The sequence below is a fragment of the Rhodovulum adriaticum genome, from assembly GCF_004345735.1.
GTDB lineage: Bacteria > Pseudomonadota > Alphaproteobacteria > Rhodobacterales > Rhodobacteraceae > Rhodovulum > Rhodovulum adriaticum.
This window is the reverse complement of record NZ_SLXL01000001.1, coordinates 211591-236732: the sequence shown is the minus strand read 5'-3', so window position 1 is coordinate 236732 and position 25142 is coordinate 211591. Positions and strand designations below refer to the sequence as shown.

Sequence of the window (25142 nt, the reverse complement as noted above, 5' to 3'; positions counted from 1 at the left end):
CCTGGATCGGAAAGACACAGACGATGAGCAGAGCGACCACCGCAGGCAGGACCAGGCGCGCGGCCACATGGGGGGTGGTCGCGCTGGTGCTTGTTCTGGGGGGCTGCACGGCCTCGCCCGACCTTAGCGCGCTGGAGGCAGAGTTCGACGCGCCGCCCGAGCAGCGCGCCGTGCGTGTATCCGCTGCCGTGGCCGAAACCGGATTCGGCCGTCAGGTGGCCGCGGCTGTCAGCAGCAGCCCCCGGCTGAACGCGGCAAATGCCGACCTGCGCGCCGCCCGCGCGCAAGAGGATGGCGACCGTCGCGCCTTCATGCCGCGGTTTTCGCTGGGGGCGACGCTGGGCACCGGCGTTGGGGGCGGCAACACGGGGCTGTCGCCGCTGCTGCAGGTGCTGCAACTGGTCTATGACGGCGGGGCCTCTGCCAGCATCCGGATCGCCGCGCGCGCCCGCGTCTTCGAAAGCCGCGGCGCCCGGTTGGAGGTGGCCTCGGCCCTGGCGCTGGAGGCGGTGGAGGCCTGGCACGGCCTGATCGCGGCGGGCGACCTGTACCGCCTGGCACGCCAGAACGAGGCGGTGCACCGCAAGCTGTATACCCAGGTTCAGGACCGGGCAGAGGCCGGGGCCGGCACGCAATCGGACCTGCTGACCGCGCGCGCGCGGCTGGCCGATGCGACCTCGCGCCGGGTAGAGGCCCTGTCGCGGCAGGACCGGGCGCAGGCCATCTTTCGCGAGGTGTTCGGCCATGCCCCCGGCGATCTGGCCGTCCCGCCGGCCGCCCCGACCCTGCCCCGGCTGGCCGATGCCGAATTGATCGCCTCAAGCCCGCGTATTCGGGGCCTTGAGGCACGGGTCAAGGCCGCCGAGGCCGATCTGGCCGCGACCCGCGCCACCTGGTTCCCGCGCGTGCAGTTGCAGGGAACCGCCGAACGGTCCGCGGGCGGCGGCACCGATAGCGATCTGGACATGCTGCTGGATTTCGAACCCGGCGCCCCCGGGCAAAAGGCCGCCGCGATCCGCGCGTCCGAGGCCCGGCTTGCCGCGCTGCAGGCCGAACGCGAAAGCCTGTCGCGCGAAATCCGGCGCGCGCTGGATGTGGTGCGGTCCGATCAGCGGGCGGGCGCGGCGCGCCTGCAGGCCGCGCGCGCCTCGGTCGCGGCCAACCGTGCGACCGTTGACGCCGCGCAGGAACAGTTTTCCATCGGTCGGCGCAGTCTGATCGGGCTGCTGGACGCGCAGCGTGACCTGTACGATGCCAGCGAAACGCTGATTGCCGCGCGGCAGGAACTGGCGCTTAGCGGTTATGCCGCGCTGGCCCTGACCGGGGATATCCTGGACGCCTTTGCCATCACCCTGCCCGCCGGGGCAGAGGATGCGGAACAGCCCGTCCAGGCCGCCCAGGCACCGGCGACGGAGGATCCCCCGACATGAGCGACAGCCCCGTCGCCCGGCTGGGTGGCTCTGTGCAGGGCGAGGCCGCGAACGACCTGACCCCGCTGGAGGCCTGCCTGCTGCACGCCGCCGAAACGCTGGAGCGGCCGATGACCGTGGCCGCGTTGCATGCCGCGCAATCGGGGGCGCAGGGCAGCCTGACCGTGCGCGACGCCATCGTCGCGGCGGAACGGGCGGGGCTACAGGCGGGTTTCGGCAAGCGGCGGCTGCGCGATTTCGACGATACGCTGACCCCGGCCATCCTGATCCTGGAAAACAACCGCGCCGTTGTGCTGTATCACCGCCTGCCCGGCGAGCGGCTGGCCGTTTTCGACCCTGCCCTGGGCGAAGGGATGGGCGAGGTGGACGCCGCCACGATCGAGGCGGCCTATACGGGTTACGCGCTGTTGTTGCGCGCCGAACACCGCGCGGATCTGGCCGCGCTGGCCAGCGGGCGGCGCGGGCACTGGTTCTGGTCCACCCTGGCGCAGAACCGTTGGGCCTATACGCAGGTGGTGCTGGCGGCGATGCTGGCCAACTTTCTGGGGCTGTCGACCTCGCTGTTCATCATGGTCGTCTATGACCGCGTCCTGCCGAACGAGGCGATGGAATCCCTGATCGCGCTGACCGCGGGGGTCGGTGTCGCGCTGCTGTTCGATTTCCTGATAAAGACGTTGCGCGCGGGGTTCATCGACCGGGCCGGTCAGCGGGCCGATATGGCGATGGGGCGGCGCATCTTTGACCAGTTGCTGGACATGCAGATGCGGGCGCGAAAGGGCTCTACCGGGGCGCTGGCCAGCACGCTGCGCGAGTTCGAGACGCTGCGCGAATTCTTCACCTCGGCCACGCTGGTCGCGGTGGTGGACCTGCCCTTCATCATCCTGTTCATCGGGGTGATTTCCCTGATCGGCGGGCCGCTGGCCTTGGTGCCCGCCATTGCCGTGCCTGTGGTGCTGGCGGTCGGTATCGCGGTGCAACCGATCCTGTCGCGGCTGGCGGAAAAGAACTTTGCCGACGGGCAGTCGAAACAGGGCGTGCTGGTCGAAACCGTGGCCGGGCTGGAAACCATCAAGGCCGCTGGGGCGCAGCGGCGCATGCGCGCACGGTGGGAGGATGCCATCGCGCGCCAGTCCGATCACGGGCTGCGCAGCCGCGCGGTCACGCAATTCGCGATCAACGCCACGGCCTTTACCCAGCAGGCCGCGCAGGTGATGATCGTGTTCTACGGCGTGTTCCTGATTACCGACGGCAAGGCCAGCATGGGGGCGCTGATCGCGTCCGTTATCCTGACCGGGCGCACCCTGGCCCCGCTGGCGCAACTGGCCCAGACCCTGACCCGGTTCAACCAGGCGCGCACGTCCTACCGCAGCCTGGACCGGCTGATGAAGGCCGACAGCGAACGCCCCGAGGGCCGCAACTGGATTTCCCGTCCGCGGCTGGAGGGCGAGATTACCTTCGACGATGTGTCCTTTGCCTATCCCGACCAGACGGTGGACGCGTTGCGCAATATCTCGTTCACCATCAAGCCGGGGGAAAAGGTGGCGATCCTTGGCCGGATCGGGTCGGGCAAAAGCACGGTCGCCCGCCTGATGCTGGGCCTGTATGAGCCGCGCCAAGGCTCTGTCCGGGTGGACGGGATCGACATCCGCCAGATCGACCCGGGCGATCTGCGCCGCAACGTGGGGTCGGTGTTGCAGGACGTGTGGCTGTTTTCCGGCACCGTGCGCGAAAACATCGCCATCGGTGCCATGCGCCCGCGCGACCACGAAATCCTGGACGCCGCCCGCATCGCCGGGGTGGAGGATTTCGTGAAACGCAACCCTGCGGGTTATGACCTGATGCTGGCCGAACGGGGTGAGGGGCTGTCGGGCGGGCAGAAACAAGCGATCTCGCTGGCGCGTGCGCTGGTGGGCCGCCCGCCGATCCTGTTGATGGACGAACCCACCAGCGCGATGGACGTCCAGAACGAGGGCGAGGTGATCGCCCGGCTAAAGACCGAATGCGCCGACCGGACCGTGGTGATCGTGACCCACCGCACCAGCCTGCTGGAGCTGGTGGACCGGGTCATCGTGATTGACCAGGGCCGGGTCGCCGCCGATGGCCCTAAAAGCATCCTGAACCGCCGCAGCGCAGGCGCGGCAAGGGCCGGGGGGCAGGATGGCGCGTGACAACGATCTGGAACGCCTGGCGCGCGAAATGCGGGGCACCTCGCCGCTGAAAGGGTCGATCCTGCTGGGGGTGATCCTGCTGTTCCTGATGGTGGCGGTGGTCTGGGCCGCGCGGACGGAACTGGACGACGTGACCCGGGCCGAGGGGCGCATCGTGCCCTCGCGCGATGTGCAGGTGATCCAGGCCACCGAACCCGGCGTGCTGAAGGCGCTGTATGTGTCAGAGGGGCAGGTGGTCGCCCAGGGCGACGTGCTGATGGAACTGGACGGCACGCAGCTGGACAGCCAACTGGATCAGGAACAGCAGCGCGCCTATGGCCTGATGGCCCGGATCGAACGGTTGCAGACCGAAATCGACGGGGGCGATCTGACCTTTTCCGCCATGCTGCTGGACCGCGCGCCGGACGTGGTGCGATCCGAAACCGCGCTGTTCCATGCGCGCAAGGCCGAACTGGCTGACGAGATCGACATTCTGGAACGCCAGCGCCTGCAACGCCGCCAGGAATACGAAGAGGGCCGCGTCGATCTGCAAACCGCTGAGGAAACCCTGGGCGTGCTGGCCGAGGAACGCGCGATGATGGCGCCGCTGGTGGAACGCGGGGTGGAACCGGAAACCACCCTGCTGTCCCTGCGCCGGAACGAGGCCGAGTGGCAGGGCCGCAAGACCCGCGCGCAGGCTGCGCTGGCCCGGTTGCAGGCCGCACTGGACGAGATCGACGATCAGATCCGTGCGCGCCGCTCGCGCTATCGGGCCGCGGCGCTGTCGGATCTGGCGTTGGCGACGGCGGAACTGGCGGCGCTGAAACCCTCTCTGCCCGCGTTGCAAAGCCGGGTGGAACGCGCCCGCCTGCGCGCGCCGGTGCGCGGGGTGGTCAACCGCATCCATCGGTCCACCCTGGGCGGGCTGGCCCGCGCCGGCGAGGATCTGGTAGAGATCGTGCCGCTGGACGATACCCTGCTGGTCGAGGCCTATGTCAGCCCCAAGGACATCGCCTTTGTCTACCCGGGCCAGCCGGTCAAGGTGAAGGTCACCGCCTATGACTTTTCCCGCTATGGCAGCCTAGACGGTGAAATCGTGCGCATCGGTGCCGATGCGGTCACAAGGTCCGAGCGTGACGACCAGGAATTCTTCGTGGTGGAAATCCGCACCAGCGATAACATTCTGGATGCCGCAGGCGTGGCGGTGGAAATCATCCCCGGCATGGTCACCCAAGTCGATATCCTGGCCGGGCGCAAGACGATCCTTGAATACCTGACGCGCCCCGTGGTGCGGGTGAAGGAAAACGCCCTGCGCGAATGATGCCGCCGCCTATGCGGTGTCGCCGATATTGCCCAGCAGGATGCCGGTTACGGACAGATCCTGCGCCGGTTCCAGCCCGGCCAGTGTAACGCCGGTTTCATAGGCCACATTGCGCGCGTCGATGCCGTTCAGATCGGCGGCGCTGTCCACGAACACCCAGTGCGGCGCATGATCGCTGTCCAGCCCGACCGCGTGGCGCAGCACCCCCAGCGCGTCGGCGGCGGTGACCTGCCCGCTGCCGTCGATATCGGCGGCGATGAAATCCTGCGGCCGCGCCGCCCCGAAAGAGGGCGCCAGGCCGACGGCCATGCGCAGCACCTCCAGCGCGTCGGCGGCGGTGATGGCGGGGTCGCCGCCGGTGTGAAACCGGGTCAGGTCCAATGTTCCCGCCGCGTTGTCCGGCAGGGTAAATCCCCCCGCCGCATCCGTTTCGATCAGAACCGGCGTGCCCCCGTCGTCGGGCTGAAAGACGATCATGGTTTCCCCCAGGCCCGCCCCGTCGGGGCCCAGCACATGGGGGCCGTCCAGCGGTGCGGGCGGGTCGCTGCCGCCGCTGGCCCCGCCCGCGGATTGCCCGCCCCCCGTCAATTCCCCATCAACGAAAAACAGCCGGTCGGGCCAGGGAAAGGTGGCGCCGAACAGATCCGCCGCCGACAGCGACATGCCGTCGAAGGACAGGATTTGCGCTGTAAAGCCGCGATACCCGATCAGCGCGCCATCCACGGTCGGGGTGATGTCCAGTTGTCCGGGGGCGCGCAACATCGGCAGGTCCGACAGGTCCAGCCGGTCCAGGCCGGGCTGGAAATCGCTGACCATCACCGGCCCTTCCTGCATCCGCAGGACGAACACACCCGCCCCGCCGCCGCCGGTCAGGATCGGGGTATCGGGCGTCGCGATCAGGATGTCGTCGTCCGGCCCGCCCATCGCCTGTTCCCCGACCAGCCCCAGCCCGTCCAGCGCGGCGGTCACGATGGCAAGCCCCGGATCGCGCTGCGACCCGGCGGTGACGACCAGCGTGTCGCCCGTGACCGTCGCCGACAGGGTCGTGATGTTATAGAGCGTGTCGCCCGTGGGATCGGCCAGGCTGTCCAGCCAGATCAGCCGCCCGGCCTCTGACAGCAGGAACAGCGTCAGGCCCTGGTCGCTGCCCCCGGCCACCACCAGATTGGCCGCGCCATAGCGGACGCTGGCCAGCGCCTGCACCCCGGCAAACCGCGTGCCCAGCGTGTCCAGGACATGGTCGGTCGCGCGCACCGTGCCATCGGCCTGCAGTTCCAGGACGGACAGCGAACCGCTTTCTGCCCCGGCGACGATGGCCCAGCAGCCCTGGTCGGTTTCCACCACCTCCAGCGCGGTCGGGGCTGCGATGCCCAGCCCGTGGATCGCGCCATAGCGGGTGAGGGTTCCGCTGCCGTCGCGTGCCATCACGGCCAGGTTGTCGTCAGCCCCGCTCAGCGCCAGAACGCGCGCGCTATCGCCCTGCTGCGCGACATGCAGGCCCACGGTCCCCGTCTGCCAGTCGCCTGTGGGCAAAAGACCCGTGCCCGCATCGCCCTGCAGCGACCAGGCCCGCAGTAGCGCATCATCGCCCGCCGCGATGCGGTCGCGGGCGGTGTCGCGGTCCAGGGTGACAACATCCCCCAACTGCCCGTCCGCGCCCACCCGATAGCCGATCAGCGCGGTATCGCCGCCGCCCACGAACAGCACCGGCCCCCGCTCGTCAGCGGCCAGGGCCAGCCGCCCGGTGACGCTGTCCGCGACGGCGGGGGCAAAGGGCAGGGCCTGCATCGGATCCAGCGTGCCGTCCGTGCGAATGGCAAAGGACAGCAGCCCGCCATTGCGGTCCGTTCCGGCCAGCAGGACGCTGCCCGCCGCCGTTTCCAGCAACACCGAATCCGTCACCCCGGACCCGAACATGCCGCGCCCGGTGCCGGCCCTGCCCTGCACCTGCAGTTTCATGGCCCACCTCGCCTGATCCACCGCGCGGAAGGCTGCGCAGGCAGGCGGTCGGGGCCTTGGCCCGGGTCATGGCCAAAGCGGGGCGTTTAGCGCCGATTTTCGAAAAATGCGGGCGGTCCCGCTGGGGGCCACCCGGATCGAAAGGGTGGGCCGGGGCGCCTTGGCGCCCCCGCAAATGGGTCAGGCGGGAATGCTGACCTCGTCCATGTTGCCGATCAGGATGGCAGTCATGGGTGCCTCCAGGCTGGTGGCCAGCGCGGCGATATCGGCGCCGGTTTCCACCGCCGAATTGCCCGCGTCCAGGCCCAGCCCGTCCCAATCGGTGTCGGAATCGAAGAATTCCCAACGCGGCGCATTGTCGGTGTCCAGCCCGACCGCAAAGCGCAGCACGTCCAGCGCGTCGGCCGCGGTGACACGGCCATCGCCGTTGACATCGGCCGCAACGAAGTTCTGCGCCTGCGCCGCCCCAAAGGACGGGGTCAGCCCCACCGCAAGGCGCAGCACGTCCAGCGCGTCGGCGGCGGTGATCGCGGGATCGCCGGCGCTGTCATAATCGCGCGTGCCGTCCAGATGGCCGCTGGCGCCGTTGACCAGGTCGAAGGCATAGTCGCCATTGCCCTGAGTCACGTCGATCAGGTTCACGCTGCGCCCGGTGGGCTGGAACGTGATGGTCGCATCCGGCAGGTCGGCGCCCTGGGTGTCGCTGATCGTGCCCGACAGGACCACCAGCCCGTCCAGCCCGCCGCCATCGGTGTCGGGCTGATCGACCGGCGGTGCCTCGCCCGGGCGGTCGTCGATGACCTGCTGGGCGCCCTGGGCGCTGTCGATATAGGACTCGTCCCCGGTCAGCAGATAGTCCAGCACCGCCTGCTGAAAGGCGACCGTGCCCGGCGTCAACCCGCTGCCGGCAACGGCGGCCTCGGCGGCGTCGATCTGATCCTGGGTAAAGTCGTCCAGCCCGGTCATGCCGGTGGGGTAGTCGGGCAGGTAATAGCTGTCCGGTCCCAGCCCGGCGCCATAGGTGAACAGGCTTTCGCCCTCGCTGTCCACGCGCCAGTCGTCGCGATACTGGCCGTAGAGGTCGTCAAAGGCCAGCGGCCGGGCCAGTGCCGTGCCATCGGCCAGGGCCACATCGTCGGCCTGGTTGCCATTGGCATTGCCCAGCAGGCCCTCGACATTGCCGGCCCAGTAGCTGTCCAGCGCAACGGTGATGTCCACGCGGTCATCGACCACGGTAACGACAACGGCGCTGTAGCCGGTTTCCAGATCGCCGTCGCGGGTGTGGATCAGGGTGTAGGTGTCCCCCTCACGATAGATGCGGTCGTCCCCGACAAAGGTCATGCTGCCATCGGCGATCGTCGTTGCCGCGCCGTTCACGGTCAGCACGCTGTCGGCCAGGGGGTCGATCATCACCGCGCCGCCGTCCAGTTGCACCGCGGCGGCCACGTTGGCGGTGACATTGGGGCCGACCGGGCTCATCCGGGCTTGCACCTCGAAATCCGACCCATCGGTTGCCCGCGTCAGCACGTATTCGCCCGCCGCGTGGAAGTCGTAGGCGACCCCGTCCAGCGTCAGCAGATGCGGGTCGCCGCTGTTCAGGCCCAGCAGATCGTCGGGCAGCGGCGGCAGGCCCAGGGCCTCCAGCACGTCGCTGATCTCGTCCAGCAGTTCCTGCAATTGCCATTCGCTGGTGATCGGCGTTTCGGGGATCGACAGGATGGTTTCCCCGTCCGGGTCGGTCATCGTGATCGGCCCCAGGGCATACCCCTCGAATTGCCAGGGCGGCTCCCAGAAGCCCCACATGAAGAAGGAATAGGTTTCCCCCTGCTCCAGGTCGACATAGACCCAGTCGCGGTCGCCCTCGCCGTAGATCAGCCCGCTATAGGCCCCCCAGGACGGCACGTAGTAGGGCGTGCCCATGTTGGCCGGGGCATCGGCATCTTCAACGATGCTTTCGGGGTCGAGTTCGGGACCGCCGCTATAGTTCAGGTCGTAGAACCCGACGCCGATGTCGTTCACCGATGCGGCGGACAGGTAATAGCGCCCGGTTTCCGGGGCGACGAAGTCCTCGATCAACGCCATGCTGCCATGCCCGGCGGGCATGTCGGGATCGGGCAGGGCCTGATCAAGAAGGCTGCCATCAGGGCCGTAAAGCCGCAGATGCGGCATATCCAGCCCGCCCTCGCCCCAATCCATGTCCAGTGCGATCAGCGTTTGCAGCAGATCGGGCAGCGGCGGGGTGGTAATGGCGGCATCCAGCGTATAGCCGCCCGCCGTGACCGCAAAGGTGCCGGCATCGAAATCAAAGGCGATCTGGGCGATCTCGGCCGTGCCATCGTAAAGCGTGACCTCGGTGATGTCATACTTCATCAGCGGCGCGACGAAGGCCGCGCGCTCGGCGCCGTCCATGTAGATGATGTCGTCCATACGATCCATCATCGAGACTAGTTCGCCGAAATCGGCCAGCGACGTGGGGAAGGTACCGACCAGTTCCAGGGACTGATTGCCGGACACCAGCGAATAGCTGTCCGCCGCCACGTCCAGCGACATGATCTCGGTGCCCTCGTAATCCAGCGTGACCTCGTCGATCACGCCGGTTGCGACGCCCTCCATGATGGCCTGTTCCAGCTCGTCCAGGGTGCTGACCGGGCCGATGCCGCTACCGCCGAAGGACAGGGTATACAGGCCGGAATAGTCCGGATCCTGCCCCTGTTCGAAGATCTGCACCAGCGTACTGGTCAGGCTATAGCCGGGGGTTGCGCGAACGGTATCGTCCAGGCCCTCGATCTCGCCCAGGAAATCCAGGGTGAAGTTCTTCAACTCGGGCAGGATGGCATCGTTTTCAAGCAGATCCTTGAAGCCGGGTGTGATGATGATGTCGCTCATCTGGAGCTCCTGTCAGTAAAGGGCGCCGCGGGCGGGAAAAACCTGAACCCGGGCCGTTGGGTGCGTGTTCCTGCCTGTCGCCACCGCATGAATCGGTGCCTTGTTTTCGGGGAAAAAATCCACAAGATACGGCATGATAGAACACTCCTCGCCGATATCGTCCGGCCTTCGCGAGGTGGTAACCATGATCTGGATCAACCCCCGCGGCCCTGGTGGTGCGGCGTGTCGGCGCCCTGCCGTGCGGGGGCGTCGCCACGCCCTGGCCGGGGCGGTTGCCGCGGGCCTGGCGGCAGCGGGCTGTTCCGGCCCGGATCTGGATTTGCGGCCCGAAATCGGCCTTGCGCAAGAGGATCAGGCCTATGCCCCCGCCGCGCTGGACCACGCGGTGCGCAGCTTTGTCGGCGATGGCGGTAGCCTGCTGGGGGGCGCTGGCAGCGGCGGTGCCGGTGGCGGTGGCGGGCTGCTGGACGGGACCGTCGCCTATACCACGCGGTCATCCTGGGAAACGACGCTGGGGCTGGTGGCGCAGCGGCCGCTATCCCCCGGCTGGCAGGTCGAGGGGCGGCTGCGCACGGGCCAGGGGCGCGGGCGGCATTTCCTGCCCGCCGGGGCCGGGGTGTTCAAGGATCCGATCGATATCGTGGCCGACACCCGCTTTGCCGAGGCCGAGGCCGTGCTGGTCCGTCGTATCGGGCAGAGCCTGCTGCCGGGCGATCTGTCGGTCGCCGCCGGGGTGGGGACGCGCTATGTCGATTCCCGCCTGCGCATCGACTCGGCGCTGCTGGCGCTGGACACGCGGTATCGCCAGCGGCTGGACTATGCCACGCTGGGGACGCGCTATCACGTGCCGGTGATGCGGGGGCGCGCGGCGCTTGCGCTGTTTGCCGAGGGCCGCAGCCACGGCGACGACACCGCCTTGCTGCGCGGCGGCGCAGCGCTGAGCATGGCACTGCCGCGGGGGCGCTGAGCGCGGCCAGCGCCGGCATAACGGGCTTTACCGTCATTGGCAGAGCAGGCATCATCGTACCCGTCTGCGTAACGCCGCGACCGCCGAAACGGAGAGATGCGCATGCCGCTGCTGCTGGAACCCGACGCCCGCGAGCAGTTGTTCCTGGAATTGATCAACCGGGCGCGCCTGGACCCCGCAGCCGAGGCGGCGCGCTATGGCATCGGCCTGAACGACCCGACCCCCGGCAAGCCCGACGATACCCCCGCCAGCCATTCCGGCGAAGATCTGACCCCGGATGCCAAACAGCCGCTGGTCTATGACGCGTTTCTGGCGCTCGCCGCAGAGCGGCATTCAGATGACATGCTGGACCGCGACTATTTTGCCCATAACGCGCCCGATCCGGCCCCTTATGGCAGTTCGCCCGGCGACCGGATGGACAGTGCGGGCTATGTTTTCGAGGGGGCGTGGAGTTGGGGCGAAAACATCGCCTGGATCGGCACCTCGGGCAGCCTGGATGCAGATGCGGCGACCCTGTCCCACCACGAGGGCCTGTTCCTGAGCGCCGGTCACCGTGTGAACCTGCTGGCCGCCCAGTTCCGCGAAACCGGCATCGCGCAAGAGTTGGGCCAGTTCTATGCCCAGAGTACCGACGGGCAGTATTACAATTTCAACGCCTCGATGCTGACCCAGGTCTTTGCCCTGTCGGGCACTGACCTGTTCCTGACCGGCGTTGCCTATGACGACACGGACGGCAACGATTTCTATTCTCTGGGCGAGGGGGCGGCCGGTATCGGCGTGTCGACCTCTGGCGCCGCGACTGACACGCTCGGCGCGGGCGGTTATGCGCTGGCCCTGTCGGGGGCCAGCGACGCGGTGACCGTGACCTTCGATCAGGGGGGCGCATCGCTGAGCGCGACGGTCTGGATGGATGGGCAGAACGTCAAGCTGGATCTGGTGAACGGCACGCGGCTGCTAAGTTCGGCCGATATGGTGCTGGGCACAGGCGCGACAGAGGCCGCGCTGCTGGGTGTCGCGGACCTGAGCCTGACCGGCAACGACCTGGACAATCTGCTGATCGCCGGGCGCGGCGACAACGTGATCGACGGGGCAGGGGGCGACGATATCGTCGTCTTCAGCGGTAATCTTGCGGATTACGACATCTCTGTCCTGTCCGATGTCGTGACCGTCACCGATCTGCGCACAGACACCACCAACCAGGGCACCAACACCCTGAGCAATGTCAGCACGCTGCGTTTTGCCGATGGCGACCATACCCCGCCGGGCCTGGGCGACCCCGAGCTGGAGCCGGGCGACGGTCCGATCGCGCTGACCGGGCATCTGGGCACACTGGCCGACGATGACGTTGCCGGGGCGCAGGTGGCCTTTACCCCCGCGGGCAGCGACTGGCCGACCCACGGCATGATGAGTGGGCCGGACGGCCTGTTCGCCCTGGGGCTAGAGGTTGGCGATGCCGGCCATCTGGATGCATCGCGCCCGCACAACGCCGCGACGGACCCGGCCATCACTGCCGCTGACGCGCTGGACGTGCTGCGTATGGCCGTGGGGCTGGCGCCGTCCTTCGGACCGGCGGAATCGCAGAACTTCGTCGCGGCTGACGTGACCGGCGATGGCCGTGTCACGGCTGCCGACGCGCTGGACGTGCTGCGCTACGCCGTCGGGCTGGATACTGAAAACGCGCCGCACTGGGCATTTTTCGATGCCGCGACCGATTGGGGCGGGCTGGGCCTGGATGCGGGCAATGCCGCGGTGGAAACGGGAATTCAGATTGCCGCGTTGGGCGCCGATCTGGACGTGTCGCTGACCGCCATCCTGATCGGGGACATGGCGGCGGTCTGACCCGCCGCCGGGCGGCCCGCGCCGGGGGCGCAGGCCGCAAGGATCATTTCTGCACTTCGCCGGTGATGATCTGGCGAAAGAACTTGCTGATCGGGTCGCTGCCGCCGGTGGCGCCGCCGCTGCCGGTCTGCAACTCGCCATCGAACATGGTCGGCTTGTCGCTGAGCAGCGGCCATTTCATCATCGCGGAGAACGGCGTCGGGTTACCCGTCATCAGTTCCACGTTGGAGCCGCGACCGCTGAGCAGGGGCAGCTTCAGCCAGGACGAGAACGGCGTCGGATCGACCGAATTCAGGCTGACCACGGTTGCGCGTTTTTCCGACAGCAGGGGCCAGCCCAGGATGTTGGAAAACGGCGTGGGATTGCCTGTCTTCAGCTCGACATTCGATTTGCGACCGCTGAGCAGCGGCCACCCCATGCGGCTGGACAGCGGCGTCGCGTCGGAGGTGAGCTTGTCGGTCATGGTATCCTTCCTGTTCATGGTTGTCCTGCATGAACAGATGGTTTGCCAATGCCTTGGGGCAAGCCATGCGCCCCCTGCCGCCCCCACGGGTCAAGCGATTGTGAGAGTGCCCGCCGACCCCCGCCCGTGTTGACAGGATCGTGGGGCGGGCCTATCGCGGATGCGGTCAACGCCCAGCCGGAGAGTTCCATGAGCGACAGTTGCAGCCCCACCGATCCGCCCCTGACCTCGCTGTCCCACGGGGGCGGCTGCGGCTGCAAGATCGCGCCGGGCATCCTGGCGGACCTGCTGAAGGGCACCGCAGGCATGGTCATGCCCGAGGAATTGCTGGTGGGGGCGGCCACGTCCGACGACGCGGCGGTGTATCGGCTGAACGACGAACAGGCGCTGGTCGCCACCACCGATTTCTTCATGCCCATCGTCAACGACCCCTTCGATTTCGGGCGCATCGCCGCGACCAACGCGATCAGCGATGTCTATGCGATGGGCGCCCGCCCGATCCTGGCGCTGGCGCTGGTGGCGATGCCGCTGGCGAAACTTTCGCGCGGCGCCATCGCCCGAATTCTTGAGGGTGGCGCTGCGGCCTGCAACGCCGCGGGCATCCCCATCGCGGGCGGGCACACGATCGATTCCGTCGAACCGATCTATGGGCTGGTTGCCCTTGGCACGGTGCATCCCGACCGGGTGCGCAAGAATGGCGGCTCGCGCCCCGGCGATGTGTTGGTGCTGGGCAAGCCGCTGGGCACCGGCATCCTGGCTGGCGCGCTGAAAAAGGGCCGGCTGACCGAGGACGGCTATGCCGAGATGCTGGCCACCACCACCGCGCTGAACACCCCCGGCCCCGATCTGGCCGCGCTGGAGGGGGTGCACGGGCTGACCGATGTCACCGGCTTTGGCCTGGCCGGGCACGGGCTGGAAATGGCGCGGGGGTCGGGCTGCACCCTGTCCATCGACTGGGATGCGGTGCCGGTGATGGGGCCGGTGCGCGAGTTGCTGGCCGATTTCGCCACTGGGGCGGCGCGCAACAACTGGGAAAGCTACGGTCAGGACGTGGTGCTGCCAGAGGGCTTTTCCGATCTGGAGCGCGCGCTGCTGACCGATCCGCAGACCAGTGGCGGGCTGCTGGTCAGCTGCGCGCCGCAGGCGGTGGGGCAGGTGATGGACATCTTCCGCGACCACGGCTTTGCCCGTGCGGCCGTCATCGGCGAAAGTGCCGCCGCCGGGGCCGAGGGGCCGCGCGTCATCCTGCGCTAACCGTTCCCGTCTACCCCGTCCCAGCCGCGCGCGCGGATCGCCGGGCCATCGGCGTCCAGCCGCGGGGCGGACCGGTCCAGTGCCAGCGCGCTGTCGGAAAAGACCAGCGGCGTGCGCACGCCCGCGATACCCTCTGGCGTGACCTTCAGCCCGCGCGAAATCACCTGCGGATCGGCGAACACGTCGGCCATGTCGTTGATCGGGGCCGAGGGGACCACGGCCGCCTCCAGCCGGACCAGCAGGTCGGACCGGGTCCAGCCCGCCAGGGCCTGCGACAGCGCGTCGATCAGTGCGGCGCGGTTTTCCACGCGGTCGCGGTTGCTGCGGAACCGGGGATCGCTTGCCAGCTCGTCGCGTTCCAGCACCTCGCACAGGCGCTGGAACTGGCCATCGTTTCCGGCGGCGATGATGACGGCGCCATCGGCCACGGCAAAAACCTGGTAGGGCACGATATTGGGGTGCTGATTGCCCATCCGCCCCGGCGGGTGGCCGGTGGCCAGGTAATTCATCGCTTGGTTGGCCATCATCGCGGTCGCGCAATCCAAGAGCGACATATCCACATGCTGCCCCTTGCCGGTTTGCGCCCGCTGCGCCAGCGCGGCCTGGACGCCGATCACGCCATAAAGGCCCGTCACGATATCGGTGACGGCAACGCCCACCTTCATCGGTTCGCCCTCGGGCGTGCCGGTGACCGACATCAGCCCGGACATGCCCTGGATGAGATAGTCGTATCCCGCCCGCGCCGCGTAGGGGCCATCCTGGCCGAAGCCGGTGATCGAACAATAGACAAGGCCGGGATTGGCGGGCGCCAGGCTCGCATAGTCCAGCCCGAATTTCGCCAGCCCCCCCAGCTTGAAGTTTTCCACCAGCACGTCGGCCTGCGCCGCCAGATCGCGCACCAGTGCCAGGTCGTCGGGGTTGCGGAAATCGGCCGCGATGGACCGCTTCCCGCGATTGGCCGCATAGAAATAGGCGGCAGAGGGATGATCCTCGCCGCCCTGGGGGCGGTCGATGAAGGGCGGGCCCCATGTGCGGGTGTCGTCGCCCGCCGGGCTTTCGACCTTGATGACGGTGGCCCCCAGATCGGCCAGCACCTGCCCGATCCAGGGACCGGCCAGGATGCGGGCCAGTTCCAGAACCTTGATGCCTGCCAGCGGCCCGCTCATGCGAAGGCCTGCAGCCCCGTCTGCGCCCGGCCCAGGATCAGCGCGTGGATGTCGTGGGTGCCCTCGTAGGTGTTCACGGTTTCCAGGTTCTGGGAATGCCGGATGACATGATAATCGGCCATGATCCCGTTGCCGCCATGCATGTCGCGGGCCATGCGCGCGATATCCAGCGCCTTGCCGCAATTGTTCCGCTTGATCAGGCTGATGGTTTCCGGGGCGGCCTGCCCCTCGTCCATCATGCGGCCCACGCGCAGGGCCGCCTGCAGGCCCAGGGCGATTTCGGTCTGCATGTCGGCCAGTTTCTTTTGGAACAGTTGGGTCTGCGCCAGCGGGCGGTTGAACTGGGTGCGCTCCAGCCCGTAGGTGCGGGCGCGGTGCCAGCAATCCTCGGCCGCGCCGATGACGCCCCAGGCGATGCCATAGCGCGCGCGGTTCAAACAGCCGAACGGCCCTTTCAGCCCCTCGACGCCGGGCAGCAGCGCGTCTTCGCCGACCTCGACCCCGTCCATGACGATTTCGCCGGTGACAGAGGCGCGCAGGGACAGCTTGCGCTCGATCTTGGGGGCGGACAGCCCCTTCATTCCCTTTTCAAGGACAAAGCCCTTGATCTTGCCGCCATGGGCCTCGGATTTGGCCCAGACGACAAAGACATCTGCAATGGGGCTGTTGGAAATCCACATCTTGGCACCCGACAGGACATAGCCGTCGTCCACCTTTTTTGCGACGGTCTTCATCCCCGCGGGGTCGGACCCGGCATCGGGTTCGGTCAGGCCGAAACAGCCGATCCATTCGCCCGAGGCCAGCTTCGGCAGGTATTTCGCGCGCTGCTCCTCGGTGCCGTAGGCGTGGATCGGATACATCACCAGCGACGATTGCACGCTGAGCATCGAGCGATAGCCGGAATCCACCCGCTCCACCTCGCGCGCGACAAGGCCATAGGTGACATAGCCCGCGCCCAGCCCGCCGTATTGTTCGGGGATGGTGACGCCCAGCAGGCCCATTTCGCCCATCTCGGCGAAAACCTCGGGGGTGACGGTTTCGTTCAGATAGGCCTCGGTCACACGGGGGGCCAGCTTGTCGGCGGCATAGGCGGCGGCGCTGTCGGCCACCATGCGCTCATCCTCGCTCAGTTGCGTGCGCAGCGCGAAAGGGTCCGCCCAGTCGAATTGCGCAAGCGAAGGGCCAAACCCCGGGGCCTGTGCGTCAGCCATCTTTCCATCTCCTCGTCCGAAATTACAGCAACGGATATGCCATGCGGTCGAGTGTGACGATAGGGGGCTTGGGCAGGGGATGCCATGCCCCTTGGGGCAGGGGCGCCATGCGCCGACCAGAGGCGGGGCAGATGCCATTCCCCCTTTCCTTTTGCCCGGCCCCGTGGGATAGGGACGTGCCAAACGAAACCTCCCGAGGAGACCGCCCCATGGAGATTCGCGAGGCCCTGACCTTCGACGATGTCCTGCTCGTTCCGGCTGCCAGTTCGGTGCTGCCCAACCAGGCCGATACCGCCACGTGGATCACCCGGTCGATCAGGCTGAACATTCCGCTGGTCAGTTCCGCGATGGACACGGTGACCGAACACCGGATGGCCATCGCCATGGCACAGACCGGCGGCATCGGGGTGATCCACCGCAACCTGGACGTGGATGAACAGGCGCGCGAGGTGAGCCGGGTCAAGCGGTTCGAATCCGGGGTTGTCTACACCCCGATCACTCTGACCCCCGATCAGACCCTTGCCGACGCCAAGGCCCTGATCGAACGCTATAATTTCACCGGCTTCCCGGTGGTGGACGAACGCGGCCATGTCGTCGGCATCCTCACCAACCGCGACATGCGCTTTGCCACCAGCGACGCGACCCCGGTCAGCGCGATGATGACCTCGGACAACCTGGCGATCCTGCGCGAACCCGTTGACCGGACAGAGGCGCTGAACCTGATGAAGGAGCGCCGGATCGAGAAGCTGCTGATTACCGACGGCGCGGGCAAGCTGACCGGCCTGCTGACGCTGAAGGATACCGAGCAGGCGGTGATGAACCCGCAGGCCTGCAAGGACGATCTGGGCCGGCTGCGTGTCGCGGCGGCAAGCACCGTGGGCGATGCGGGCTTTGAACGCTCAGAGGCGCTGATCGACGCGGGCGTTGACCTGATCGTGATCGATACCGCCCATGGCCATTCCGAAGGCGTGGCCAAGGCGGTGACGCGGATCAAGCAGGCCAGCAGCGACGTTCAGGTGGTGGCGGGTAACGTGGCCACGGCCGAGGCCACCCGCGCCCTGATCAATGCGGGTGCCGACGGCGTCAAGGTCGGCATCGGGCCGGGGTCCATCTGCACGACGCGCATGGTGGCGGGCGTGGGCGTGCCCCAGCTGACCGCGATCATGGATTGCGCGCAGGCGGCGGGCGACGTGCCGATCATCGCCGATGGGGGCATCAAGTTCTCGGGCGATTTTGCCAAGGCGATCGCGGCGGGCGCGTCCTGCGCGATGGTGGGGTCCATGCTGGCGGGCACCGAGGAATCCCCGGGCGAGGTGATCCTGTACCAGGGCCGCTCGTTCAAATCCTATCGCGGCATGGGCAGCCTGGGCGCGATGGCGCGCGGCTCTGCCGACCGCTACTTCCAGAAAGACGCCGCCAGCGACAAGCTGGTGCCCGAGGGGATCGAGGGCCAGGTGCCCTACAAGGGCGCGGCAGGTGCGGTGATCCACCAGCTGGTGGGCGGGCTGCGGGCCGCGATGGGCTATACCGGCTGCGCCACGGTGGACGCGATGCGCACCAACTGCCGCTTTGTGCGGATCACCGGCGCGGGGCTGAAGGAAAGCCACGTCCACGACGTGCAGATTACGAGAGAGTCGCCTAACTATCGCGTTATGTAAAAAGGATAAAATTTTCGAGTGGATGCAGTTTTAGGGCAGAACTGACCAGAACAGCGCAAGAACAGAGCAGAAACATGGATGCAAAGTGGATGCATTGTGAGGAGCCCTGCATCCCTTCCTGCTTGGGTATTCTAATAATATTTTAGGAAGGGGATGTGCCCGTTCCCTTGCAACCCTCAGTTGCTCCGTGTTGTCCGCCGACACAATAATCATAAGCGAGCCTTTGCTTCCTAGCACTTGACTGGACCTGTTCTTTCTGGGGCGCTTCGGCGAACCTGTTACGCATCGTCAAGTGTTCCCTACGGTGATGTCCTGGATCACAGACAAGTACGGCAGGGGGAAGGAATGGCGAACCGGACGTTTGAGCCCTCAAGGACTTGGGGCTTTGGAGACTTATCCCCTTAGCATATCTGCTGCTTCGGATCGGATCGTGTGTCTCATGCTCGCGTCGTTGTCGCCACCGTATACAATCAAGAAAGCGAAACCTCGTGTGCAATAATGGGATTGGCCGCAGAAGGCCAACTCGTAATCGGGTGCCGGGTCTGCATCTCGACCTCTATGAGAGATAGGTCATGGGTATGCATGTCCGGGGCTTTTTCATTCTTGTCGTCTTTGGAGTCCGGCCTTTCCCTCTTCACCTCTCAGATTCTCCCAGGTTTGAAAGACATGGTCCTTGTCCCTCGTTCTCAGACAGTAGCTTTGTCCTGGGGCGGAACAGCCATCATTGCCGGGGCGGAAGGTGTCTTCCGCCCCGGTCCGCTTGAGCAAACAGAATGCAGCGTTTCAGGTGCGGCCGAGGAGAAAGCGTTCCGCGGCCTGCCGGTCGAAGAGGCTCTGGCGCGTGGCAATAACCGCTTCAAGGTGCTCCACGAGTGCGGCGAGCTGGTCGCCACGGTCCGTGTATACCGGCGTCTCGCACACGATACCGACGTCATCGCCCTCCGGGTCCAGAAAGCCCCTGAAGTCCCGGCGCCGGTAGATCTCCTCGCCATCGCGAAGGGCGCGGAGCCTTGTCAGGGCCGTGTCGAACCCGCCGTCGTACCGGCGGCTGAAAACCCGGCTGTCGCCCAAAGGGGCGAGACAGCGCTGCAGGAACGCCGCGTCATGCGAGTCCGCGCCGGGGCGCAGGTCGCGGACCATTGCCACCACGTTCCGCCCGAGGCGGAGCGCGGATGCTGCCATCTCTTCCAGTGGTTCTGTTTGAGTGTTGTGGTGCATGTTTCCCTCCATGCGTGCTGCCGCCCCATGCGACAGCGTCAATGCCGGGAGTGCCTCCTTTCCTGATCCGGGGGTTCGGGGATCGCCGCGCTTCTTTTGCAGCAGTATGGGGTGTGTCTTGCGCCGATCCGGTTGCGTTTTCGCGCGGTGGGTGTCCGTCGCGGTCTCGTCAGAGGGGCCGCGACGGACACCCACCGCGCTGCCAGGCCCCGGGCTGGCCGATTGGCATGATCTGTCGGGCGTCATCCGGTGGGGATCCGGGTCTTCCCCCGGGCCGTGTCAAGCCGCGTCCGGCCTTTGGGCAGGCGTTTGACGGCGGTTGCGGCGATGGGCGGAAATTGTTGAAGACGGGTGCCGTCCATCCCATGCGGGTGATCCTGCCCCATTCTCAACACGCATCGGAAAAAGCAGCGATTACGGCGGTTTGCGGCGGCCTGCGGAAGCGGCCGTCAGACCAGGAGGCGGGGCCGCTTGCTCTGCCGTTTCGTGATGAAATCGGCAAGAGTGCGGGTGGCCTTCAGGCCCTCGGCGTGGTCGTAATGCTGCTTTGTGGTCGCGTCCGACGTGTGATCGAGCAGGGCAGGGGCAAGCCGTCCGCCATGCAGCATCTCTTCGGAGGCTTCCGTGGCCACATAGTCGCGCAGATGATGAATCGTCCCGTTCACGCCAAGATGCCTGTTCAGAATCGCGGCGGCCAGACGGCCGATCTGCTTTTCCGAAATCGCCGCGCCGGGCGCCTTGACTGACGGGAACAGGCATGTCCCGTCATCGAACAGCGGGCGGAACTTGCGCCGGTAGAGGTCGAGCGCCGCCCACAGCCGGTCGTTTTCGAACGTGGCTGAATAGGGCCGTGCCTGTTTGCGGTGTTCGCGCCGTTTCAGAACCGTGCCGGGCAACCGGATCGCGATCAACGGCCTGTCAAGCAGACGGCAGGTGGTTGAGAAATCGAACGCCGAAAGGGCTCGCGCCCGCTGCGGGACGGCGGTGCCGACGCTCAGGATCAGGCCGTTGCGATAGCTGCGGGCCGCGCCGATCCCGTAAAACGGCTGCGCCTCCGCGGCCGTCATCAGCGTGAATCCGAGCTCGTAGACCTCTGTCGCTGGAACGATGTCGGCGGTGCGCTTGGTGGGCGTCCCCTCGCATTTCCCGCGCTGTTCCCAGTCCGCGATGACGTAATCACAGGCGTCGGAGGCGAACCCCGGCTCCAGAACCATGGCGAAGCCGGACCGGATCCGGTCCATGTAATCTGCGACAGACGATACCGAGACGCCCTCGGCCTGTTTTGCCTGGGCGAACCGTTCCAGGGTCTCACCGGTCGGACGATGGGGGCAGCCGGAGGCCGCGCAGAAGGTCGCCCAGTACCGCAGCGCCAAAGCGACCGCCTCGCTATGGCTGGCGCTCCAGATTTCGGACCGGCGGTGGCCGTTCGGCTTGTCGCGGGACCGCGCAAGATGCGTGTGGAACGGCGCCTGCCAGTCGTCGGGCAGGGCCGCGATCGCCCGCTCGGCCCGCTCCCATTCGGTCTTTCGGGCCGGCTTGATGCTGCATCGGGCCTCGCGCTGGACCCGCGCAAGATGCGCGGTTTCTGCCCGCCCCCATATCATAGCGGCCGCCGGCAACAGGAAGCCGAAGACGCGATGGGCCGATTTATCACCCAGGCGCCCGCGCAGATCGGCAAGATAGGCCTCGGCCTCCGACCGGTCGGGAACAGGCGTGAGCGTGCCCCGCCACGCCAGGAAGTCCCTGGCGGCGGCCAGGACATCGGGCTGATCGCCGGCCAAGGCCTCACGCAGCGAGGCGAGCGCGCAATCGATCGGGTCTTTTCTGTCTTTCATTGATGTGATCCTGCCATCTCTGCAATGCAAGCGACTCGTCGAGCGCGATGTAGAATTTGAGCGTGGTCTCCAGGCGCTTGTGGCCCAGCAGCTTCTGCACCTCCGGCAGGCGATCGGGGTCTTCCCGCAGCCAGATCCAACCGATCAGGTGCCTGTAGAGATGCGGGTTGATCCGGACCCCGATCCGGACGTGCACCTCGCGGCACAGCCGGTCAAGGAGCGCCTTGTACGGCTGGTTGCGACGGGATCCGCCAATGTCCTGGATGGGAAAGAGGAACGGGTTTTCCTCGTCGCCGTCCAGCAGGGCCTTGGCGCGAATCCGGTCGATGAACACGCGCAGCAGGTCGCTCTGTGCCGGTCCCAGCGGGATAAGCAGATCCGGGTCCTGTCCGTCGCGACCCTTTACTCCGATGCTCGGCACGACGATCGTCGCACAGCCCTCGCGCCAGCGGATCCAGTCCAACCGGATCGCGGTGACGTTCCCGCGCCGTGGCGCGCGTGTCAGCAGGATATCATGTGCGAGAACGAGCATGACCCGCTGCGCGAGCGCGCGGTCATAGACCTCGAGGCGCGCCGGCCGGCGACCCGTTTCCCGTTTCTGCTGTCGCCGCCGGCGGTCGACCTCCGCGTTGAGGTCATTCAACATCTTGCTGGACAGGTCGAGAAACGCGCCGATCTGCGTTTCGGTGAAGGCGCGCAGCTTTGCGAGGTTGCGCTCGGACATGGCGGTTTCGTCGGTCGCATGGGCCTCGATCAGCTCCGACAACGCGTCGAGATCGGCCGCTTCCCGGCCGACCAGCCCCACGGCTATCTTGCGGATCGTCTTGAGGACAACGGCAACGTAGGAACTGGGGAACTCGCCGGCATTGATCTCCGCCAGGATGTCGGCGGCTTCCTCGACAACATCCGGGTCGGTGAGGTCCTCAAGGGTGTCGATCACGTAGCCTGTTTCTGCCGCCAGCGCCTTGGCCAGGGCCACGATCTGCGCGCGGCGCGTGGCGAGCGTCCGTTCGGACCATTGCTGGTTCGGCAGCAGAAAGCCGGATTCTGACAGCTTCTCGTTGCGGCGGGCGTCTTTCGACCGCTTGCCCCGCGCCCGTTTCCGTGCCTGCAAGCGCGCCTTGCGTGGATCCTCCTCGACCACCGCGCGGTCGAGCACCGCAATGAATTCTGCGCGTGACAGCCCGTCCCGGGACATCTCGCCGAGGACCCAGGGGGCCACGCGCCTGTCGAATTCCGCTATCAGCGGCGCAATGGTGGCCTCGGAGATGCCGAACTTGTCGCGGGTGTCGGGAAACGGGTGAGGCGGGGCGGCAAACCCGTATTCTGCGAAATCCGGGTCGCGGGTGAGCCGGGCCAGAAGGGCCGCGACGCGTTTCACGTGTTTCCGGCAGGTTTTCTCGGTCGTCCGCGCCACGGACAGCCGGTGTTCGAAATAGGCGGCCAGCGTGTCGGTGGTGATCTCACCCGGCGCGATGCCCTCGTCATGCAGATAGACGAAAAAGCTGCCGGCATTGTTCTTCAGATCCAGCGGCAGGTCGCTTTGCCGGACGCGATCCTGGATCGCGCGATAGGGTCCGGCGATGTCGTCGATGGTCCGTTTCCGGCCGCGCCCCGTGGCGGTGTCGATCACCTCAAGGATATCGTACTTGTAGGTGGCATAGCTGCTCTTCTTCAGGCCAAAGGTGGCGGGAGTGTTCGCGGCAAAGAACGCGATGACGGCCTGACGATCGACCATCGTCGTCTCCGCGATCCAGTTCGCGTTCCGCAGCAGCCAGGTGAGGCGCGAGATGCGCCGCTCGGCCTGTTTTGCCGCGGCCTCGTCCCTGGCCCCCTCACGCAGGGCCCGGAACAGCGCGGCGTAGGTCATGCGCTGCTCAGGCTCCGGGGCGGGCAGCGGCGTACCCGTGGCATCGGTAAGCGCGGCGACGGTGCGCGGGGTCGGATAGCGGGACTTGCCGGACAGGATATCGGCAACCGCTTTTGCGCCGAGTCCGGCGCGAAGCGACAGGGACCGCATCGACTCGCCACTGGTGTCGAGATAGGCGCGCAACGCGTCTTGCAATGTCATGGGGCATCCTCCGGAAATCAGTCCTCCGGCTCGTCGACATCGAGAGCCGGCCTCGTCTGCCGGGGCCGGACTCGATGTTCGAAGAGCAGGAGGTCCTCGCCGCGGATCTTCCACCCACGTCCGAATTTCGCGGCCGGGAGCTTCACGCGTCCCTGCGGCGTCGGGCAACCTTTCTCGATCCAATCCCGGATCGTCCTGGGGCTGACGCCGTATCGCTTTGCAACCGTCGCTGTGTCGTGCAGGGGCTCTTCGATCATGCCATCCTCCTCGCAGGGTCAGGGAGGATATTCGTTCGGTGCCCCCGGCCCGGAAGCGGATTGCAGGTGAAAGGCTGGAACTTTCACCGGAAAGAGGCGTCGGGCTGCCGATGGGGGCCGGGCATGGCACCGTGATGTCGCCGTGGGTGAATGTAAGTCATTGAATTTAATATATTCCAGGGTGAGGCAACTTGGGCGCTGATTGCCCTGCCGCCGGGCGCCCGGATCTGCTCTGGACATGGCATGGCCGGTTTCGTGCGTCCCGTTTGCGGTCTCGTGCGTCCCGTCGCCGGTCTCGTGCGTCCCGCTTGCGGTTTCATGCGTCCCAAGTCCGGTCTGGTGCGTCCCAGCCCCGGTTTCATGCGTCCCGGTCTCTGTAAGTGTCTGTAGCCATGCGTGAAATTCGCCCGGAAACGTTAGAAACGAAGAGAAACAGAAGAACAAGAATTGAAAGGGCGCTGCCGCGCCGCTTTGGTGTTTTTTCTCGGAGAGGAGGTGCCGGTGCGCCTGGCACCAGCGAGGCTCATCCCCGAGGTGAACAGCGTTCAGAGCTACACCCACGTTTCGACATGCGGCAGCGGATGGATTTTCCTGTTCGAAGAGGAAGGAGGAAGCCCTCTGATCAAGGCCCGAACTTTTTTCTTCCGTCGTAGGCAAGCCGACCAATGTACTTCTTGCCCGGCCGGCGTTTCCTACGGCCGGCAACCACGATTCCAGGGTTTGTCAAAGCGCGTTTGACAAACCGTATGACATACCTCTCGAGGCAAAGAGGACAGCAAAGATGAGTCAGAATACCAGGGGCGGACGCAAGCGCTCGTATTCGAGCGACGATCTCGGAAAAGCGGTTGCGATTGTCGAAGCTTCCTGCAACGAGGTGAATTCGCAGACGATCATCGCGGCGCTGAAAGACGAACTCGGACTCCAGACGACGCCGCGAAAAGAGACCCTGGAGCGCGAGCTTGAGGCTTTCCTCGAAAGGCGCACCGAAGAGCGCAATGCCGTTCTCGTATCGCAGCTTCCACCCGTGATCCGCGAGATGGTCGGCGGGTTTGTCGCCGGCATGGAAGCGCAGTTTCTCCTGGCTTCGGCGAACGCCTACCGGATCCTAACGGATGAAAACCGCAAACCGCTTGAAGCGGTTCAGCGGTATGTTGCGCTTCTCGAGAACCAGAATGCTGATCTCAAGCGGTCGGTTGAATCACAGCAGGAACAAATCCAGACCTTGCAGGATCAGGTTGCGGCGAAGGATGCGGAGCTGCGCAAAAAGGACGATGCCATCGACGGGCTGAACCGGCAGGTGGAGGATCTCGCGAGAAATGCGGATTTGGAACGAATGTTCGAGGCATTGATCGAGAAACGCATTTCGGCTTTTTCGAAGCGCGAAGCTCCCGCCGAAAGACCGTAGCGGGAGGGTCTTTCACGCATTCGGCTTCCGAAAACAGCCCGCATGATCGTCCCGG

17 protein-coding genes are annotated in these 25142 nt (G+C 66.5%); 8 read left to right on the top strand and 9 right to left on the bottom strand.

Annotated elements, in window-relative coordinates:
* The first annotated feature begins 23 nt into the window (after window positions 1-23).
* From EV656_RS01035 to EV656_RS01025, 3 genes are read left to right on the top strand one after another with little or no spacing between them, the layout of a single operon-like run.
* Window positions 24-1430: a TolC family protein gene (locus tag EV656_RS01035; protein ID WP_132598571.1), complete on the top strand. Its 1407-nt coding sequence runs from the start codon at window positions 24-26 to the stop codon at window positions 1428-1430.
* Window positions 1427-3598 carry a type I secretion system permease/ATPase gene (locus EV656_RS01030; protein ID WP_132598570.1) on the top strand — a complete coding sequence of 724 codons (2172 nt, stop codon included), beginning with the start codon at window positions 1427-1429 and terminating at the stop codon, window positions 3596-3598. Before EV656_RS01035 ends, EV656_RS01030 begins: the two co-directional genes overlap by 4 nt.
* Complete coding sequence (locus EV656_RS01025; protein ID WP_132598569.1) at window positions 3588-4898, top strand: HlyD family type I secretion periplasmic adaptor subunit; 1311 nt, start codon at window positions 3588-3590, stop codon at window positions 4896-4898. The genes EV656_RS01030 and EV656_RS01025 overlap by 11 nt, the downstream gene beginning before the upstream one ends.
* Window positions 4899-4907: 9 nt before the next feature.
* On the opposite strand, the gene EV656_RS01020 is transcribed toward EV656_RS01025, so the two are convergent.
* Window positions 4908-6857: a hypothetical protein gene (locus tag EV656_RS01020; RefSeq protein ID WP_132598568.1), complete on the bottom strand. Its 1950-nt coding sequence runs from the start codon at window positions 6855-6857 to the stop codon at window positions 4908-4910.
* A gap of 180 nt (window positions 6858-7037) precedes the next feature.
* Entirely contained in the window at window positions 7038-9743 is a 2706-nt protein-coding gene (locus EV656_RS01015; protein ID WP_132598567.1) for a VWD domain-containing protein, read from the bottom strand.
* 184 nt (window positions 9744-9927) lie between these two features.
* Between EV656_RS01015 and EV656_RS01010 the strand changes: the two genes are divergently transcribed.
* Both EV656_RS01010 and EV656_RS01005 read left to right on the top strand, forming a co-directional pair.
* Window positions 9928-10710, top strand: coding sequence for a hypothetical protein (locus EV656_RS01010; protein WP_132598565.1), 783 nt, complete (start codon window positions 9928-9930; stop codon window positions 10708-10710).
* Between the two features lie 102 nt (window positions 10711-10812).
* Entirely contained in the window at window positions 10813-12549 is a 1737-nt protein-coding gene (locus EV656_RS01005; RefSeq protein WP_165918909.1) for a CAP domain-containing protein, read from the top strand.
* Window positions 12550-12592: 43 nt separating this feature from the next.
* On the opposite strand, the gene EV656_RS01000 is transcribed toward EV656_RS01005, so the two are convergent.
* On the bottom strand, window positions 12593-13012 hold the full coding sequence (locus EV656_RS01000; RefSeq protein WP_132598561.1) for a hypothetical protein: 420 nt from the start codon (window positions 13010-13012) through the stop codon (window positions 12593-12595).
* Window positions 13013-13201: 189 nt separating this feature from the next.
* Here EV656_RS01000 and selD point away from each other — a divergent pair, with 189 nt between their 5' ends.
* Window positions 13202-14266, top strand: a complete 1065-nt coding sequence (gene selD, locus EV656_RS00995) for a selenide, water dikinase SelD (RefSeq protein ID WP_132598559.1) — start codon at window positions 13202-13204, stop codon at window positions 14264-14266.
* Here the strand turns inward: selD and EV656_RS00990 are convergent.
* Window positions 14263-15432 carry a CaiB/BaiF CoA transferase family protein gene (locus tag EV656_RS00990; RefSeq protein ID WP_132598557.1) on the bottom strand — a complete coding sequence of 390 codons (1170 nt, stop codon included), beginning with the start codon at window positions 15430-15432 and terminating at the stop codon, window positions 14263-14265. The genes selD and EV656_RS00990 overlap by 4 nt on opposite strands.
* Window positions 15429-16643, bottom strand: a complete 1215-nt coding sequence (locus EV656_RS00985; protein WP_132598555.1) for an acyl-CoA dehydrogenase — start codon at window positions 16641-16643, stop codon at window positions 15429-15431. The genes EV656_RS00990 and EV656_RS00985 overlap by 4 nt, the downstream gene beginning before the upstream one ends.
* A gap of 209 nt (window positions 16644-16852) precedes the next feature.
* Here EV656_RS00985 and guaB point away from each other — a divergent pair, with 209 nt between their 5' ends.
* On the top strand, window positions 16853-18301 hold the full coding sequence (guaB, locus tag EV656_RS00980) for an IMP dehydrogenase (protein WP_132598553.1): 1449 nt from the start codon (window positions 16853-16855) through the stop codon (window positions 18299-18301).
* Between the two features lie 783 nt (window positions 18302-19084).
* Here the strand turns inward: guaB and EV656_RS00975 are convergent.
* The 4 genes from EV656_RS00975 to EV656_RS00960 form a co-directional block, all read right to left on the bottom strand.
* Window positions 19085-19519, bottom strand: coding sequence for a hypothetical protein (locus EV656_RS00975; RefSeq protein WP_132598551.1), 435 nt, complete (start codon window positions 19517-19519; stop codon window positions 19085-19087).
* Between the two features lie 449 nt (window positions 19520-19968).
* Complete coding sequence (locus tag EV656_RS00970) at window positions 19969-21300, bottom strand: hypothetical protein (protein ID WP_132598549.1); 1332 nt, start codon at window positions 21298-21300, stop codon at window positions 19969-19971.
* Between the two features lie 4 nt (window positions 21301-21304).
* Entirely contained in the window at window positions 21305-23425 is a 2121-nt protein-coding gene (locus EV656_RS00965) for a site-specific integrase (protein WP_132598547.1), read from the bottom strand.
* 17 nt (window positions 23426-23442) lie between these two features.
* A complete protein-coding gene (locus EV656_RS00960; protein ID WP_132598545.1) occupies window positions 23443-23682 on the bottom strand; it encodes a helix-turn-helix domain-containing protein in 240 nt (79 codons plus the stop codon).
* 781 nt (window positions 23683-24463) lie between these two features.
* Between EV656_RS00960 and EV656_RS00955 the strand changes: the two genes are divergently transcribed.
* Window positions 24464-25087: a hypothetical protein gene (locus tag EV656_RS00955; protein WP_132598543.1), complete on the top strand. Its 624-nt coding sequence runs from the start codon at window positions 24464-24466 to the stop codon at window positions 25085-25087.
* Window positions 25088-25142 lie beyond the last annotated feature (55 nt).